At 62.7% G+C, this 15,195-nt stretch carries 14 protein-coding genes, 2 pseudogenes and 1 other annotated feature; of the genes and pseudogenes, 9 read left to right on the forward strand and 7 right to left on the reverse strand.

Annotated elements, in window-relative coordinates; all coding sequences use genetic code 11:
- Positions 1–2: 2 nt before the first annotated feature.
- From M4I32_RS04755 to M4I32_RS04785, 6 genes are all read right to left on the reverse strand, one after another.
- Positions 3–443, reverse strand: a complete 441-nt coding sequence (locus M4I32_RS04755; RefSeq protein ID WP_319033356.1) for an IS3 family transposase — start codon at positions 441–443, stop codon at positions 3–5.
- Positions 411–539, reverse strand: a sequence feature (AL1L pseudoknot). It overlaps the preceding gene by 33 nt.
- Complete coding sequence (locus M4I32_RS04760) at positions 497–823, reverse strand: transposase (protein WP_319033357.1); 327 nt, start codon at positions 821–823, stop codon at positions 497–499. It overlaps the preceding feature by 43 nt.
- Before the next feature lie 449 nt (positions 824–1,272).
- Complete coding sequence (locus tag M4I32_RS04770) at positions 1,273–2,313, reverse strand: glycerol dehydrogenase (RefSeq protein WP_319033358.1); 1,041 nt, start codon at positions 2,311–2,313, stop codon at positions 1,273–1,275.
- A 32-nt stretch (positions 2,314–2,345) separates the two neighbouring features.
- On the reverse strand, positions 2,346–3,329 hold the full coding sequence (locus M4I32_RS04775) for a transketolase family protein (protein WP_319033359.1): 984 nt from the start codon (positions 3,327–3,329) through the stop codon (positions 2,346–2,348).
- Entirely contained in the window at positions 3,313–4,158 is an 846-nt protein-coding gene (locus M4I32_RS04780) for a transketolase (RefSeq protein WP_319033360.1), read from the reverse strand. The genes M4I32_RS04775 and M4I32_RS04780 overlap by 17 nt, the downstream gene beginning before the upstream one ends.
- A 28-nt stretch (positions 4,159–4,186) precedes the next feature.
- Positions 4,187–4,990 (reverse strand): SDR family NAD(P)-dependent oxidoreductase, encoded by an 804-nt coding sequence (locus tag M4I32_RS04785; RefSeq protein ID WP_319033361.1) that lies wholly within the window; start codon positions 4,988–4,990, stop codon positions 4,187–4,189.
- A 136-nt stretch (positions 4,991–5,126) separates the two neighbouring features.
- Between M4I32_RS04785 and M4I32_RS15190 the strand changes: the two are divergent.
- Positions 5,127–5,315, forward strand: a pseudogene (locus M4I32_RS15190) (helix-turn-helix domain-containing protein); the annotation flags it as partial.
- A 102-nt stretch (positions 5,316–5,417) separates the two neighbouring features.
- Complete coding sequence (locus tag M4I32_RS04790) at positions 5,418–5,912, forward strand: IclR family transcriptional regulator (protein ID WP_319033362.1); 495 nt, start codon at positions 5,418–5,420, stop codon at positions 5,910–5,912.
- Between the two features lie 103 nt (positions 5,913–6,015).
- Here the strand turns inward: M4I32_RS04790 and M4I32_RS04795 are convergent, their stop codons facing one another.
- Entirely contained in the window at positions 6,016–7,650 is a 1,635-nt protein-coding gene (locus M4I32_RS04795) for an NAD(P)/FAD-dependent oxidoreductase (RefSeq protein ID WP_319033363.1), read from the reverse strand.
- A gap of 285 nt (positions 7,651–7,935) precedes the next feature.
- On the opposite strand from M4I32_RS04795, the gene M4I32_RS04800 reads away from it, so the two are divergent.
- From M4I32_RS04800 to M4I32_RS04825, 7 genes and pseudogenes are all read left to right on the forward strand, one after another.
- Positions 7,936–9,144 (forward strand): thiolase family protein, encoded by a 1,209-nt coding sequence (locus M4I32_RS04800; protein ID WP_319033364.1) that lies wholly within the window; start codon positions 7,936–7,938, stop codon positions 9,142–9,144.
- Positions 9,141–9,488: a Zn-ribbon domain-containing OB-fold protein gene (locus M4I32_RS15195; RefSeq protein WP_413466780.1), complete on the forward strand. Its 348-nt coding sequence runs from the start codon at positions 9,141–9,143 to the stop codon at positions 9,486–9,488. The genes M4I32_RS04800 and M4I32_RS15195 overlap by 4 nt, the downstream gene beginning before the upstream one ends.
- Positions 9,485–11,584: an acetate--CoA ligase family protein gene (locus M4I32_RS04805; protein ID WP_319033365.1), complete on the forward strand. Its 2,100-nt coding sequence runs from the start codon at positions 9,485–9,487 to the stop codon at positions 11,582–11,584. The genes M4I32_RS15195 and M4I32_RS04805 overlap by 4 nt, the downstream gene beginning before the upstream one ends.
- 173 nt (positions 11,585–11,757) lie before the next feature.
- Positions 11,758–12,993, forward strand: a complete 1,236-nt coding sequence (locus tag M4I32_RS04810) for an alkene reductase (protein ID WP_319033366.1) — start codon at positions 11,758–11,760, stop codon at positions 12,991–12,993.
- Between the two features lie 129 nt (positions 12,994–13,122).
- A pseudogene (locus M4I32_RS04815) lies at positions 13,123–13,442 on the forward strand (IS3 family transposase); the annotation flags it as partial.
- A 376-nt stretch (positions 13,443–13,818) separates the two neighbouring features.
- Positions 13,819–14,793, forward strand: coding sequence for an NAD(P)-dependent alcohol dehydrogenase (locus M4I32_RS04820; RefSeq protein ID WP_319033367.1), 975 nt, complete (start codon positions 13,819–13,821; stop codon positions 14,791–14,793).
- Entirely contained in the window at positions 14,794–15,180 is a 387-nt protein-coding gene (locus M4I32_RS04825; RefSeq protein ID WP_319033368.1) for a VOC family protein, read from the forward strand. It abuts the gene before it with no gap.
- The last annotated feature ends 15 nt before the right edge of the window (positions 15,181–15,195 follow it).

The following is a 15,195-nucleotide window of genomic DNA, read 5'->3' on the forward strand; positions in this document are numbered from 1 at the left end:
TATCACACGCCTGCTGCGACAGGCGTCGAGCGGTGTCCTTTCACCACCGCAAGGTTCAAGAGCGCCTCGTGGCGCTCAAAGTCGACGACCCAGAGCTCATTCGGCCGGTCCGCGCGGAAGCAGCGCTCCACGTGATCCGGTGGACGGAAGGCAGCGCCGTCAGCTCTTGTGGTGACGAACTGTTTCCCGCGCCGAATCCCACGCAGCCCCTGCTGGCGCATGAGGCGTTCGACTGTGCAGCGGGCCACCACGACGCCCTCGCGTTGCAGCAACCGCCAAACCTTCCGGGCGCCGCTAATCCCGCGACCCAGCGTGCGGTCCCAGAACACCCGCTCGATCTCGACGACCAGCTCCACGTCCGCGACCGCTCTCGCGGATGCGGGTCGCTTCTTGAACGCGTAGTAACCAGACGGGGCGATCGGCACGGCATGCTCGGTGAGCACCCGGCAGATCGGCTCGACCCCGAAACGGTCACGATGATCATCGATGAACTGAACTACCACGGCAGTCGCGGGTCGAGCTCCCGCGCGAAGAACGAGGACGCCGCCAACAGAATCTCGTTGGCACGCTTGAGCTCGCGGTTCTCCGCCTCGAGCTGCTTGATCCGAGCAGCATCGCTCGTCGTGGTCCCGGGACGCTCGCCCGCATCGATCTCAGCCTGCTTGCACCAGCCCCGCAGCGTGTCGGGATTGACCCCGACACGCTGCCCGATCCGGATCACCGCCGCGTTCAACGACAGCTCCGGATCCTCCTTCCGGGCCTGGGCAACAAGCCGCATCGCACGCTCACGAAGCTCCGGGAGATACTTCCTCGGTGCTGGCATAGTCATCATCCTCTCGGGGAATCAGACCCTCCACGACACCCGGGGCGATTCAGACCGCGATTCAGGCCTCTCTCAACGGCCGGCCGGCCGCGCAAGACCCTCGGATACATGACACCATCGGAGGAGTTCACAAAATTCGTTGTGACCACCGGTTGAATCCGCCGATTCTGTTGGCGGCGTCCTCCTTCTTCGCGCGGGAGCTCGACCCGCGACTGCGGTGGTAGTTCAGTTCATCGACGCTCGCCGTGCTCGGCTCGGAACGGAGGCGATCTGCCGGGTGCTCACCGAGCGAGCACGCCGTACCGATCGCCCCGTCCGGCCACTACGCATTCAAGTCTCGGTCGGAGTCAGCGCAGGCCGTCAGCGACGCGTAGCTCGTCGTCGAGCTCGAGTGGGTGTTCTGGGACCGCACGCTGAGTCGTGGAATCACCGGCGCCCGGAAACGTTCTTCAACGGTGCTCTGATTCCAGTCGACACATCGCCTTGATTAGAGCGGGCTCGGTGGGCGCTGGAACTATGTGTCGTGAGTGAGGGGCAACGAGCGTCGCGCGTGCTATCCGCGCGAAAACGTCGGGATCAGAGTTCGCGCCAAGGTCGGCTAGCGAGCATGGCAGGTCCAGCTCCCTATATAACGCTCGCAGTCGTGCGATCTCGATGTGTTCCCCTTCTAGTTGCAGCTGAACCAGGAGGCCGTACGCGACGTGGTAGCCGTGCAAGTGTCGGTCGGCTCCCGGGGTGATCATGAGCCCACGAGTGAGCGCGTGAGCCACTGAGAGGCCACCATTCTCGAATGCGAGTCCCGACATGAGGACGACCGCCTCGATGACGTTCTCAAGTTCCTCGCTTACCCGTTCTCTTCCTAGCGAGGCCACTGCGGCTACGCCATCACGCAGGATCGTCTCGAAGCATTCTGACGCTATCGTTACCGGGAGTCGGAACGATAGCGATCCATGCGACGTCTGGCCTTGCGCCCTCACCGTTCCAAGCACTTCGAACTTCTTTGCGAGCGCGTCACCGATTCCGCTGCGAAGGAACCGAGCGGGGGCGGCAGACACAAGCGAGGAATCGACGACGACGGCCTCAGGGTTATGCGTGAGTGTTGGTGTGTCGATCAAGCGGTGCTGCTCATCGTATTGAGCGATGAGCCGAGACGTCGGCCCGTCATTTGACGCGATCGTCGGCACCGTGATCACAGGAACCCGAAGGAGCATGGACACGCCCTTGCCGATGTCGAGAGTCTTCCCGCCACCCGCCGCGATGACAACGTCAGGCGCGTGCGCGCGGACGCTCTCCGCCAGGGTCGCCATCGTGTTCTCCGTCACCTCGCCGGACACGCGTGCGACCGACGTCGCGACCCCCGCCTGTCCGAGGCTGGCGGTGAGCGGTTGTTCAAGGAGGTCGGCGATCGTGCTGTCTATCAGCACCGCGGCGCGCTGATGACGCAGTGCGCTCAGCGCGCCGACCTCATGGATCGCACCAGGACCTTGCACGTACCTATGTGGTGCGCTGAAGGTGCGGACGCTCAATAGTTCCACCGTCCGGTCACGGCGGCATCCGTGATGGCGTTCGTGTCCAGGCCGTACAGTCTGTCAAGGTAGTCCTGCGAGCCACATGGATGGAAGCGGTCGCCGAGCCCGATCCGAATCGTCGGTTTCGCCTCGCCTGCATCGAACAACGACTCCAGCACAAGGGTGCCAAGGCCGCCAGTGCGGAGGTGATTCTCGGCGGTTACCAGTCGTTTGACCGTCGACGCGAAAGTCAGGACGCTCTCGACATCGAACGGCTTGATCGTCGGCACATGCAGTACGCCGACGGAGACGCCGACGCGCGCGGCACGATCAGCCGCATCAAGTGCGCGGGCGGTCATAAAACCGGTAGATACGATCCCTACATCGGTGCCTTCGCGCAACATTGCCGCCTTTCCGAGCTGGAACTCATAATGCTCATCGAGCACCACCGGGACTTTGCCGCGCAGGTTGCGAATGTAGAACGTGCCCGGCGTCTCAGCGGCAACGTGGACTACCTGCTTTAGTTCGGTGGCATCGCACGGATCGATGACCGTCATATTGGGTATGGCGCGCATGACGGCAAGGTCCTCAAGAGCCTGGTGCGTGCCTCCATACGGATTGACGAGACCTGGAGAGCCAGCCATGACCTTCACATCCGCGCGCGAGTGGGCGCAGGAGATGGCCATGAAATCCAGAGCACGCCTCGTGAGGAACGCTGAGTACGTTGCGGCGAAGGCGACTTTCCCGACTTTTGCGAGGCCCGCCGCGATCATGATCGTGTCCTGTTCCGCCATGCCGGCATTGAAGAAGCGATCCGGAAAGGCATCTCGAAAGGGGTGGATATCACTGTAACGACCCATGTCGGCGGTAATGCCGACGATCTGAGGCATCGAGGCACCCAGTTCGGCCAGCGTCTTGCCGAATGGTGCGACCTCGAAGGGACCAGTCACCTCGGCCAGCTCGCCCATTCCACCCGCGCGGCTACCGACGTTGTTCACGATTGTCCTCCAGCTCTTGAGTAAGGCCGCTCCACTCGTCCTCGGCGACGCGGACGAAATGTGCGCGCTCCCTAGAGACGAGGGAGGGCACGCCGTAACCCGGTGTGGTGCGAAGGATGATCGCCTTCGGCCCGGGTCTGTCGCGCAATCGATCGAACGCGTCGACGATCGAAACCAGGTCGTTGCCCGCTACCTCCGCTGCGTTCCAACCGAACGCGGTCCATTTCTCAGCGACCGACTCGATGTCGAGCACCATAGGGCCATCGGCTTGGATGCCGTTGCAGTCCACCAGGGCCCAGAGGTTGTCGAGCTTGAAGCTCGCGCCTGCCATTGCTGCCTCCCAGGTAGATCCCTCCTGAAGTTCTCCGTCGGAGATCTCTACATAGACATCGGCATCTGACTCGTCGAGGCGGAGGCCGAGCCCCATTCCCACCCCCTGTCCGAGTCCGTGTCCGAGGCTCCCACTCGTAATTTCTACGCCCGGGGTCTCGTCGAAGGTACTCATGGGAAGGTTGCTGCCATTGAGGGCGTACGTCGCGGTCTCCTCTTCGGATAGCACACCGAGCTCTGCGAGTGCGGCGTAGAGGGCGATGGAGTAGTGGCCGGTTGATAGGAGGAAGCGGTCACGTTTTGGATCGTTGAGGCTGGTTGTGTCGAACCGCAATTCCCTCCAGTAAAGGACCGTGAGCAGATCGGCGATGCCCAGGCCTTGAGCGATATAGCCCTCCCCCTTTCCCGCTGCCATGCGCATCATGCGCATCCGCAGTGCATGTGCGATGTCAGCAAGTTCTGACGGGGTGCACTGGGCCTCCGTGGCCGCTTTCGTCATGTTGGTTCCTTCACTTGGTGATGGGAGATCAGAAGAACGTGCCGTCGATCGTTACACCGCCATCGACGGGAAGACATGCGCCGTTGATGTACGAAGCGGCGGGTGATGCGAGAAACACGGCAGCTCCAGCGACCTCGCTGGACGCCCCAAGCCGTCGCTGGGGAATACGCGTGATGATGGAATCCTCGTTCAGAAGGCCCTTCTCGAATCCTGATCGCATCATCGAAGTATCGATAAAGCCCGGCGCGATAGCGTTGACCCGTATGCCGAGGGGCCCCCATTCGGCGGCCAGAGTACGAGTCAAGCCGATGATCGCGGTTTTCGACGAGTTGTAGGCAGCCCGCTGCGGCATCCCGAGCGAGCTGCCTACTGATCCGATGTTGATGATGCTCCCTGACGAGTCCCGCAGCATGGGAAACGCAGCCTTCGCGCACCGGACGGCGCCAGTCAGATTGACGTCGATGACGGACTGCCAAGCTGCAAAGTCGAGGGCCTCGGTGGGCGAACGCATGATGAGTCCCGCATTCGTGACAAGTACGTCGAGCCGCCCCGCCCAGTCTGCGACGCGGCCAACCAAGGTGGATACGGAGTCGTCATCCGTCACGTCCGCGTGAGCGGCGGCGATCACGTCTACCTCGTGCGCTTGGCGGAGGTCGAGGTGCGCCGCAATGAGCGATTCCTCGTTGACATCGGATAAAACGACCCGGTAGCCGCAGTTGAGGAACGCTCGCGCGACGGCAAGCCCGAGCCCTTGCGCGGAACCGGTGACGAGCGCGACGCGTTTTCCACTCGGCAGCGCCGAGTGGAAGTTGACCCCTAGCTCCGCGGGCAAGGTGTTCCTCCTACATATTCGCAGTCGGGATCGATTGTCCGTATTCCGGAGTGCAGTTCCGGAATACGGACAATCCTGTCGGATGCGGTTTAATGTGTCAAGACACCCGCCGCCAAAGGTCTCTCGATGGAGCCCCATGCCCCCTACTGAACGCGACGTCCTAGACGTGAAGAACCACGTAGCTTCGGTGGCGAAGGCCGTGCGTCTGCTTGAGCTATTCACACATGCAGAGCCGCAGCTGACGCTCGCGCAACTCGTTGATCGCTCCTCCCTAACGCGGACAACCGCTCACCGGTTGTGTTCGACGCTCGAAGTCCTTGGCTGGCTGGAACGAACCGGCGACCGGTATCGACTGAGCTTGCGAGTGTTTCGACTCGGCGCCGTAGCGGTCAGTTCCCTCCAGTTGAGGACAGAGGCTAGCCACGACATGTCGGAACTCGCCGCTCTTACGGGTGAAGACGTTTATCTCGTCGTTGCCGATGGCACCCGCGCAGTCTGCATCGAGCGGATCGAGGGAAAAACTCCGGTGCGTGTCATGGCGCTCGATGTTGGTCGGTCGTTCCCGCTGCACGTTGGCGGGGGCCCAGTAGCTCTGCTGGCTGCGCGGGAGACGGAGTTGCTCCCTGGCGTCATCGCGCTTTGGAATCTCGATACGTCCGGGGAAGAGATGTTCGACGAGTCGTCGTTGCGCGAACGGCTCGAGGATGTGCGGCAACGGGGCTACTCACGGAGCTTGGAGGACGTCACCCCGGGCATCGGTGCACTTGGTGCTGCGATCTTTGACGCACGTGGCACGGCCGTTGGTGCTCTCAGCGTGGCGGGGATGCTCGGCTCATTGCTCGAGCACGAGGAGGAGCTCGCTGAAGCGTTGCAAGTGTCAGCGGCTCGGATCTCATCACGTCTTGGTCACCAGCCTCGCTGAGTCTGGTCCAACCGGCGAGTTGGGCAGGTAGAACGCGAGAGCGAAGGCGACAGGACTTGGCGATCTCGCCGGGCGGCCGCAAGCCCTGTCGCCAGACTTTCGACTACGCTGACACCCTCGCACCGTGGAACGCGAAGTGGTCTCGATAATTCGATTCAGTGTCCGCGATCATGTGCCCCATGTAGGCGGCCATGCCCCCCATGAAGAAGTAGTTCACCACGGGCTTGCCGGGGACATTCGCACCGTTGATCCATGAGTTGACTTGGGGAAACAGAGTCGCGTTTGCGCCTTCATCGCACAGTGTCATCCACTCGTCTTCGGCTTGCCGCGTGGGTTCGATTGTCTCCGCTCTGGATTCGAGCGTGTACTTGATCGCGTCGGCGATCCAGTTGACCTGCGCCTCGTGAACGGGTGGCTGATTCGTGAACGGGCCCATCGGACCGTACACCATGAACAGGTTGGGGAACTCGGCTGTCGTCATGCCCAGATACGCGTGGGGTCGGTCGCGCCACTTGTCCTGAAGGGTCAAACCATTCCGACCCTGCTGGAAGATTCGCAGCTGGTTGCCCGAGACGGCATCGAACCCGGTTGCCAAGACGATGACATCTACCTCGTACTCGGTATCCCCTGCCAGGATGCCGTTTGGCGTGAACTCGAGGACGGGATTCTCCTTTGCATCGACCAACGTCACGTTGCTTCGGTTGTACGTTTCGTAGTAGTTGTCGCAGCAGAGGGGTCGCTTCGCGTATAGCTCCGTGGGGACCAGCTTGTCCGCGACTTCGGGGGCCGTGACCGTCTCACGAATCTTTTTCTCGATGACGTCCGTCGCGGCCTTATTGGCCACGAGGCTAGTCGCCACGTCGTTGAAGGCACGGAACATGTACTGAAACCCCCCGCCGTCTTCGTACACTTGCTCGAATCGCGACAGCCGTTCAGGTTCAGGGACGCTCTCGGCGGATATGTCGCTCTCCTCGAAGCCGAACGCCGTCGTGGAGTAGAGCAAGCTGTGGTGGTACCCATCGTAATCTTCCCGGATCCGCTGCAGGAGGTCGGGGTCGATGGGACGATGCCGCGACGGCACAACCCATTGCGGGGTTCGTTGCAGGACCGTCAGGTGCTCCACAGTCGGAGCGATCTCGGAGATGACCTGGATTCCACTCGAGCCCGTGCCGATCACGGCCACGCGCTTTCCGGAAAGGTCGACGCCTTCCTGCGGCCACCGCGCCGTGTGATAGATCTCTCCCGTGAAGGAATCTTGGCCCTTGAACTCCGGAATGTTCGTCGCCGAGAGCAGACCCACCGCCTCGACTAGGAACTGAGCGGAGAGCTCTTGACCCTTATCGGTCGTGATGATCCAGCGATTGGAGTCCTCGTTGAAGATCGCACTCTCAATTTGGGTGCTGAACTGATAGCTCTTACGAAGGTCGTATTTGTCGGCGACGTGGTTCAGGTAGGCACGGATCTCAGGGTACCGCGGGTAGCGCTCGGTCCATTGCCAGTTCTCGTACAGCTCGCGATCGAAGAAGTAGCAGTACGCGTTGACCTCGGTGTCAGATCGAGCGCCAGGATAGCGATTCCAGAACCAGGTCCCGCCTACCTCCTCGGCATTGTCGAAAGCCTGCACCGTTAGGCCCAAGTCGTTACGTAGCTTGTGGACGGAGTACAGACCGGCAAACCCGGCCCCGATCACAACCGCATCTACCTCGATCACGTCCGGCCGTGTGGCGACGTTGCTCATCGTCGGATGTTCCCTTCTCTCGTAGAGACTGGCCGCGCGACAAGTCGCCCGACGGCCCTGGACAGCCAGTCTGCGCGGGGACGAGCGGCGATCGTTGTCCCATTTCGAGACGATCGCCGGTGAGGCGCCATCGGGGTTTCCGGCTGTCTCGGCCGGCGTTGCAATATGGGACAGCGTCTCGACCATATGGGCGTCAAGAATGGAAGGACGACCAACCCTGGGACACGTGCTACGGATTGATGTCGAGCCCGATCCCCGATGTGCGAGGCGCAGAAGACAGGTGAAATGACCATGCCGGAGAGAGACGAGACGACAAAGCGGGCTGCGCTCGTGAACGGCGTGGGGCTGACCCGCTTCGGCCGGCTTCCGGGGCAGAACGCCCTTGAGATTCAGGCAAGGGCAGCGGCGGCTGCGCTTGATGACGCGGGCATCGCCGCTGACACTGTGGATGCCGTGATCGTTGGATACGCCACCACACTGAACCATATTATGCCAGCCAATCTCCTTGCGGAGTACCTGGGCATCCGTCCAGCGCTCGCCTTCGGCATGAACGTCGGCGGGGCCACTGGGCTCGCGATGGTTGCAGAAGCGTCGCGGCTGGTTCGAGGCGGCTCGGCGGATACAGTTCTCGTCGTTGGCGGAGAAGATCGCGCAAGCGGTCAGAGCCGCGATACCGCCATTTCGACGCTCGCCCAGGTCGGGCATGAAACGCACGAGGTCGCCCTGGGCGCGAATCTTCCGTCCTACTACGCTCTCCTGGCCTCCGATTACCTCCACCGTCATGGACTGGAGCGGGGAGCCTTGGCGCCACTCGCAGTGCAGATGCGGCAGAACGCCGCGTCCCACCCCGGTGCCCAGTTCTCGAAACCGATATCCGTGGAGGATGTTGTTGGAGCACGACTTATTGCGGAACCCCTTGGCCTCCTGGATTGTTGCCCGATCTCGGACGGTGGTGCGGCGTTTGTGATCTCGTCCCGCGACACTAATAGCAAAAGCGTCGCCGTTGCCGGGATCGGTCAGACGAATCCGCACCAGCACGTGAGTGAGGCGGACTTCGACGGCTTCGGCGCGGGCGAAAGCGCAGAGCAGGCAATGAGAGCTGCCGGTGTCACTCTCGCAGATCTCGACGTCTTCGGCATTTACGACAGCTTCACGATCACGCTCGCCATTCTTCTCGAGGCCATTGGGCTTGCCGAACCGGGTACTGCGGGGAAACGCGCGAACGAAGGGGCCTTCTCCGCCACGGGCCGGTATCCACTCAACCTGCACGGCGGTTTGCTCTCGTACGGGCATTCGGGCGTTGCCGGTGGTATGGCCCACATGGCGGAAGTCGTGACCCAGATTCGTGGTGAGGCAGGAGTTCGCCAGCTCAAGAGATCCCCCGACCTCGGGCTTCTGCATGCCGACGGTGGCGTCCTGTCGGCCCATGTGTCGCTCGTTCTTGGCGGTCGCCACTCGAGCAACGTTCGTACGGCGATTGGGGCGACGGCATGACCCCCGCGTCGGATTGGACGAGTGGTGATCCCCGTCTCCTCGCGCAACAGTGCGCGAACGGTCACCGCTGGTATCTGCCTCGACTTCGATGCCCGAAGTGCGGCGCAGACGTTAGCTTGTTCGAACCGAGTGGGCTGGGGACGATCTTCACCGGAACGACGATCCACCGTCGTGTCGACGGGAAGGACGATCCTGTCGGTATCGCTCTTGTTGACCTCGACGACGGGATCAGGATCATGGCACGGTACCTGCCCGGGACCCCGATCGGGACTCGGGTCAAGACGACAATCGTCGGAGATGAGGCCGGTCAACTGCTCCCGTACTGCGAGGTATTGTCCAAATGAGTTCCTTGTCCTTTTTTCACAGCCCACGTTCCGTTGCTGTCATCGGTGCGTCGAACGACCCCGACAAGATCGGCGGTCGCCCGATTCGCTATATGCGCGAATGCGGATACGACGGCGAGATCTATCCCATCAACCCGTCTCGTGACAATGTGCAGGGGATCGAGGCCTACGCCTCCATCGATCGGTTGCCGGTGGTTCCCGACGTTGCAATCGTGGCGGTATCCGGGACGAACGCTGTCGCTCAGGTGGTGCGCTGCGCCGAACTCGGGGTAAAAGGCTGCCTCATCATGGCGTCCGGTTTCGGCGAGACTGGCGAGGAGCAAGGTGCGGCCTGGCAACGTGAGATGCTCGACGCCGCGAGTCGGACGGGAATGCGGATCATCGGACCGAACTCGCAGGGCCTCGCCAACTTCGCAACCGGCGCCGTGCTGAGCTTCTCGACCCTGTTCACCGAGCAGCCACCTGAGGATGGCCCGGTGGCGATCGTGAGTCAGAGCGGTGCGCTGTGCTCCGTACCGTACGGACTGTTACGAGACGCTGGCATCGGAGTGCGATATGCCCACGGGACCGGCAATGACATCGATGTCAGCGCTGCCGAACTCGCGGCGGAAGTAGTGACGGACCCCGACGTGAAACTACTCCTACTCTATTTCGAGGACATCAAGGATCCGAACGCTCTTGTGAAAATGGCTCGTACGGCCCTTGACCGCGATATACCCGTTATCGCGCTGATGGGCGGCCGCAGTGAAGACGGCCAGCGGGCAGCAGCTTCACACACCGGTGCTCTCGCCAGCGAGCAACGCGTTGTCGATTCCTTCTTCGAAAAGCACGGGATTTGGCGCGCTCGCAGCACACGTGATCTCGTCTCGGCTGTCGAGTTCTACCTGCGACCAGTAAAGCCGGTCGGCGATGAACTCGCGATCGTAAGCAACTCGGGTGCCATCTGTGTGCTGGCCGCGGACGCCGCGGACGCGCACCGATTGCCACTCGCGAAATTCTCCCACGCCACTCGGTCGGAGCTCACCCAGGCCTTACCTGCCTTCGCTTCGGTCAACAACCCGATCGATGTCACCGCAGCGCTCCTCACTGACAGCTCGCTTTTTGGTCGTGTCCTGCCCGTTCTCGGGCGCGATCCGTCCACAAACGCGTGTCTGATCGGAATCCCTGTGTCGGGGCGCGGATATGACGTCGATCGGTTCGCTGCGGACGCAACGGAGTTCGAGAAGCACAGCAAGATCCCGCTCGTCTTGGTAGTTCCGCAGGACAGGATCGCTCAGGTTTTCAGGGACCACGGCTTGGTCGTATTCTCCGACGAGTCAGAAGCAGTGCGCGCTCTTGCACAGTACCTCAAGCACCACACCCTTATTCAGCAGGCACGGGCACGGGCACTTGGCCCGCTTGTGCGTCCGACCTTATCTGCCGTTCGAGGGACGTTGAATGAGGCTGAGAGCCTTGGCCTCCTGCGTGAGATCGGCATCCCTGTTGTCGAGCATGCGCTCGTCACGAGCGCCGACGAGGTTGCGGGCGCCATCGAAAGGCTTGGTGGCGTGCCGGTTGTGATTAAGGGATGCTCATCTGACGTGACCCACAAGTCCGAACTCGGTCTGGTGAAGGTCGGCGTGAGCACCGTCGCCGACGCCGAGCGCGTCGTCGCCGATATGTTCACCGTCATGGAGCGGGAGGGGATCGCGAACGAGGGCGCGATCATCGCGCGAATGGTGAAAGGCATTCACGAGGGAATGCTCGGGGCACACCTCGATCCGTCGTTCGGGCCGGTGGTGATGGTCGGCGCAGGTGGAACTTACATTGAAGCGCTACCGGATGCCGAGGTGCTCCTACCCCCGTTCTCACTTGAGGACGCGATGCGGGCTATCGGTCGGTTGCGGATCGCGGCGCTTCTCGGAGGCGTCCGCGGGGAAGCGGCGGTCGATATCGCGGCGTGGGCTGCCGCCGCTGTGGATCTGGGCGATGCCATCATCCAGGAGCGATTCCAGATTTCGGAACTCGATGTGAACCCGCTGATGCTGTTGGCTGCTGACGGAGCTATTCAGCCAACCGTCCAGGCGGTCGATGCGGTGGTCGTGAAGGGCGGTTGACAGGTTTTATCGATCCGATTGTGACGCTTAACGGGCCGAGCTCGGTAAGCCACAGAACGCCCTCGTACCGGAGCGGAATGAGACATTATCCAACCGAGGGGCCCCGAAGATTAGTCGACAGCACCCGTGATTTTTGCCCGGGAATCGGCCGTTCTACTGCAATGGAGGAGTTTATGAGGCTGTTCACGCCCACCCGACTAGGAGATCTCGCGCTGCGCAATCGCGTCGTACTCGCACCGCTGACGCGGCGACGCGCTGACCCTCAGGCGGTGCCATCGGCCAGTGCTCCTCTGTATTATGCTCAACGCGCGGATGCCGGTCTCATCGTCAGCGAGGGAACCTGCATCTCCGCGGAAGGCATCGGAGATCGCCGTCTTCCGGGGTTGTGGACCGACGAGCAGATCGCGAGATGGCGTACGGTCACGGAAGCCGTGCACGCGCGCGCCGGTCTGATCGTCGCGCAGCTCTGGCACACTGGTCGGGCGTCGCATCCGCTGCTGCAGGCGGGCGGTGAACCAGCCGTGGCGCCGTCCGCAATTGCGATCGAGAAGGATCGCGAGCTCGACGGTGAGATCATTCCGTCGACCGTACCCAGGGCGCTCGAGACCGGTGAGATCGCCCGCGTGGTGTCCGACTATGCTGTCGCCGCGGAGAATGCTATCGGAGCCGGTTTCGATGGAGTCGAGCTGCACGGCGCGAACGGCTACCTCATCGACGAATTTCTGCAGGACGGCAGCAACGTCCGCACCGATCAATACGGCGGTAGTGTCGAGGCGCGGACGCTCTTCCTTCGCGAGGTGCTTGAGGCTGTCACGGGTACCCTCGGCAAGGAACGCGTCGGGTTGCGCATCTCGCCCTCCAGCATGTTTCAGAGCATGCAAGATTCGGAGCCCTACGTGCTCTGGGCCCGGGTACTCGAGGTTGTTGCTGAGTTCGACCTCGCCTTTCTTCACGTCGTCGAGCCTGGCGTCTCAGGATCCGAGTCACATCGCAGCCACGCCGATGGTATCGATTCGGCGTGGATTCGCGCGCGCTATCCAGGGCGCCTCATCGCTGCGGGCCGTTATACGGCAGAGTCGGCTGAAGCGGCGGTGGAAGCGGGTCAGGTTGACGCGGTGGCGTTCGGCCGCCTTTTCACCTCGAATCCGGACCTTCCCGTGCGCTTGCGTGCTCGCGCAGCGCTGACTCCGCCGGACCGAACGACCTTCTACACCGCTGGTGACGAGGGCTACGTTGATTGGCCGTCTCTCGAGGCAGAGAAGCTCTTGCGCGAACTTGAGTCCGGTAGTCGGTTCGAACGCGAGCTGGAAGCAGATCTGTCTAGCGCCGAGTTCGGCGGTTCGACTTCATACTCCGAATGGGAGGCTGCATGGGCGCTGTCGCGGTACCGAAGGATTCAAGACGCTTGAGAACCGGGGGCATGCCGACAAGTGCAGGTGGTGGCGCCGCGCTGCCTCCTCACGGCTGACCTGGCGGTAGCTCTCTATGAACCGCGCCAGGTTTGATGCCGCACCTTTTCGAGTTGGAAGGATGTCATCATGCCAAAGAGGATTGATCCCGCGCTCCGGGAGCGAGCCGTGAGGCTCGTGCGAGAGTATCGGGCGGACTACCCGTCGAACGCGAAGGTCATCGCGGCTGTCGCCCGTCAGCAGCAGCAGGGCATCGATGCGGAGTCGTTGCGCCGTTGGGTGGTGCAGGCTGACATCGACGCCGGTGACCGCGAGGGCCAGACCAGCGAAGAGCATACGGAGATCAAGCGCCCGAAGGCCAAGAGCCGGCGTCTGCGTGAGGACGTCACAGTGCTGAGAGCAGCAACGACTTCCTTCGCGGGGGAACTCGACCCCCGCGACCGGCGCTTGCGCGCTGCCGTGGACGGCCTACCCATCGACCGCGAGCACTAGCGGCGGCGTAAGCAGCGCGCCTACGAGCAGTCCGGACCGGGCTGGCCTCACTGACCTGACCAAGCCTGGTGTCACGAAGACTCTCGATCAAGATTCACCTCTCGTCAGCCTGTAAAGGCGAATGAAGTGCCATCAAGGCTGAGAAGCAGTCGGACGCTACCTGCTCGCTGAAGCACGAAATCATCGGTGCCACGAGATGAGAATCCGCCGGTACCAGTGCCAGCCTGCGTGAGAAGTGACATCCACTACTCACTGCGATTTCTCTCGGTTCGTGAGACTTTCCCGGACGGCCTGAACCTGGGGTTCCGCAACCCGGCGCCGTAGGCTGGCGACGTGCGAGCAGCGGTGAACACCAGCTACGGGCCACCGGAAGTCGTCACGGTCACCGACGTCCCTGTGCCCGAGCCAGGTGCGGGTGAGCTGCTCATCCGGGTCGACGCGACGACCGTCAATCGCACCGACTGTGCCTACCGTGCCGCTCGGCCCTTCTTCATGCGCTTGTTGACCGGATTGCGCCGCCCCAGACGGCCGATCCTGGGAACCGAGTTCGCCGGCGAGGTGGTCGGCATCGGCGTGCAGGTGAATCAGTTCAGGGGAGGAGATCGGGTCTTCGGCTACCTCGAGGGCCGGTTCGGAGCACACGCAGAGTATGCCGTGGTGCACCAGGACGCTTCAGTCGCCACCGTGCCCGCTGGAGTGGACCAGCCGACGGCCGCCGCCGCGACCGAGGGATTCCACTACGCCCGTTCCGCGATCCGCCGCGCGGGAATCCAGCCCGGCGACCGAGTGCTGGTCAACGGTGCCACGGGCGGGATCGGCTCGGCCGCCGTGCAGCAGCTCGCGGCTATGGGCGTCACGGTGACCGCGGTATGCGCTGCTGAGCACGCGGACCTCGTGCGGGGGCTGGGCGCCGACCACGTCGTGGACTACACGACCGAGGACTTCACCCGTCTGCCGCAGCAGTTCGAGGTGGTCTTCGACGCAATCGGCACGTCCACCTTCGGGAAGTGCCGCCGGATTCTGCGACCGGACGGCGTCTATGTCTCCTCTGAACTGGGGCCGGGCTGGCAGAACCTGCCGCTGTCGCTCCTCGGCATGATGCGACGTAGGCGCCGACGTGTGGTGTTTCCGTTCCCCGAGGACGATCAGGCGGTGGTGGAGGAGATTCGCGACCACCTCGACGGCGGGACGTTCCGGCCGGTCATCGACCGCACCTACCCGCTGGAGGACATCGTCGCGGCTAACCGCTTTGTCGAGACCGGCCAAAAGATCGGCAACGTCGTGATCGCCGTCAGGCAGAATCGATAGGTGGAAGTGTTGAGCAGCCGAATCCTCCTGCGCCCGACGGATCCCGCACGTAGCCGCCGATTCTATCGAGATCTCCTCGGCCTCGCCGTCTACCGCGAGTTCGGCGACCCTGGCGACCCTGGACTGGTCTTCTTCCTGGGAAGCGGGTTCCTCGAAGTGTCGGGACGAGCGAAGCCAGGCACCAACCTGAACCTCTCGCTCTGGGTCCAAGTGCGCGACACCTCTGCGGAACATCGGCGATTGGCCGCCGAGGGGGTGTCAATCCTTCGACCGCCGGAACAAGAGCCTTGGGGCCTCGTCGAGAGCTGGATCGAGGACCCGGATGGTGTGCGCATCGTTCTGGTCCAGGTCCCCGATGACCATCCCATCCGTCAGGACCAACGATAGGTCGCGGCCGACCGC

This window comes from Microbacterium sp. LRZ72 (assembly GCF_033792225.1).
GTDB lineage: Bacteria > Actinomycetota > Actinomycetes > Actinomycetales > Microbacteriaceae > Microbacterium.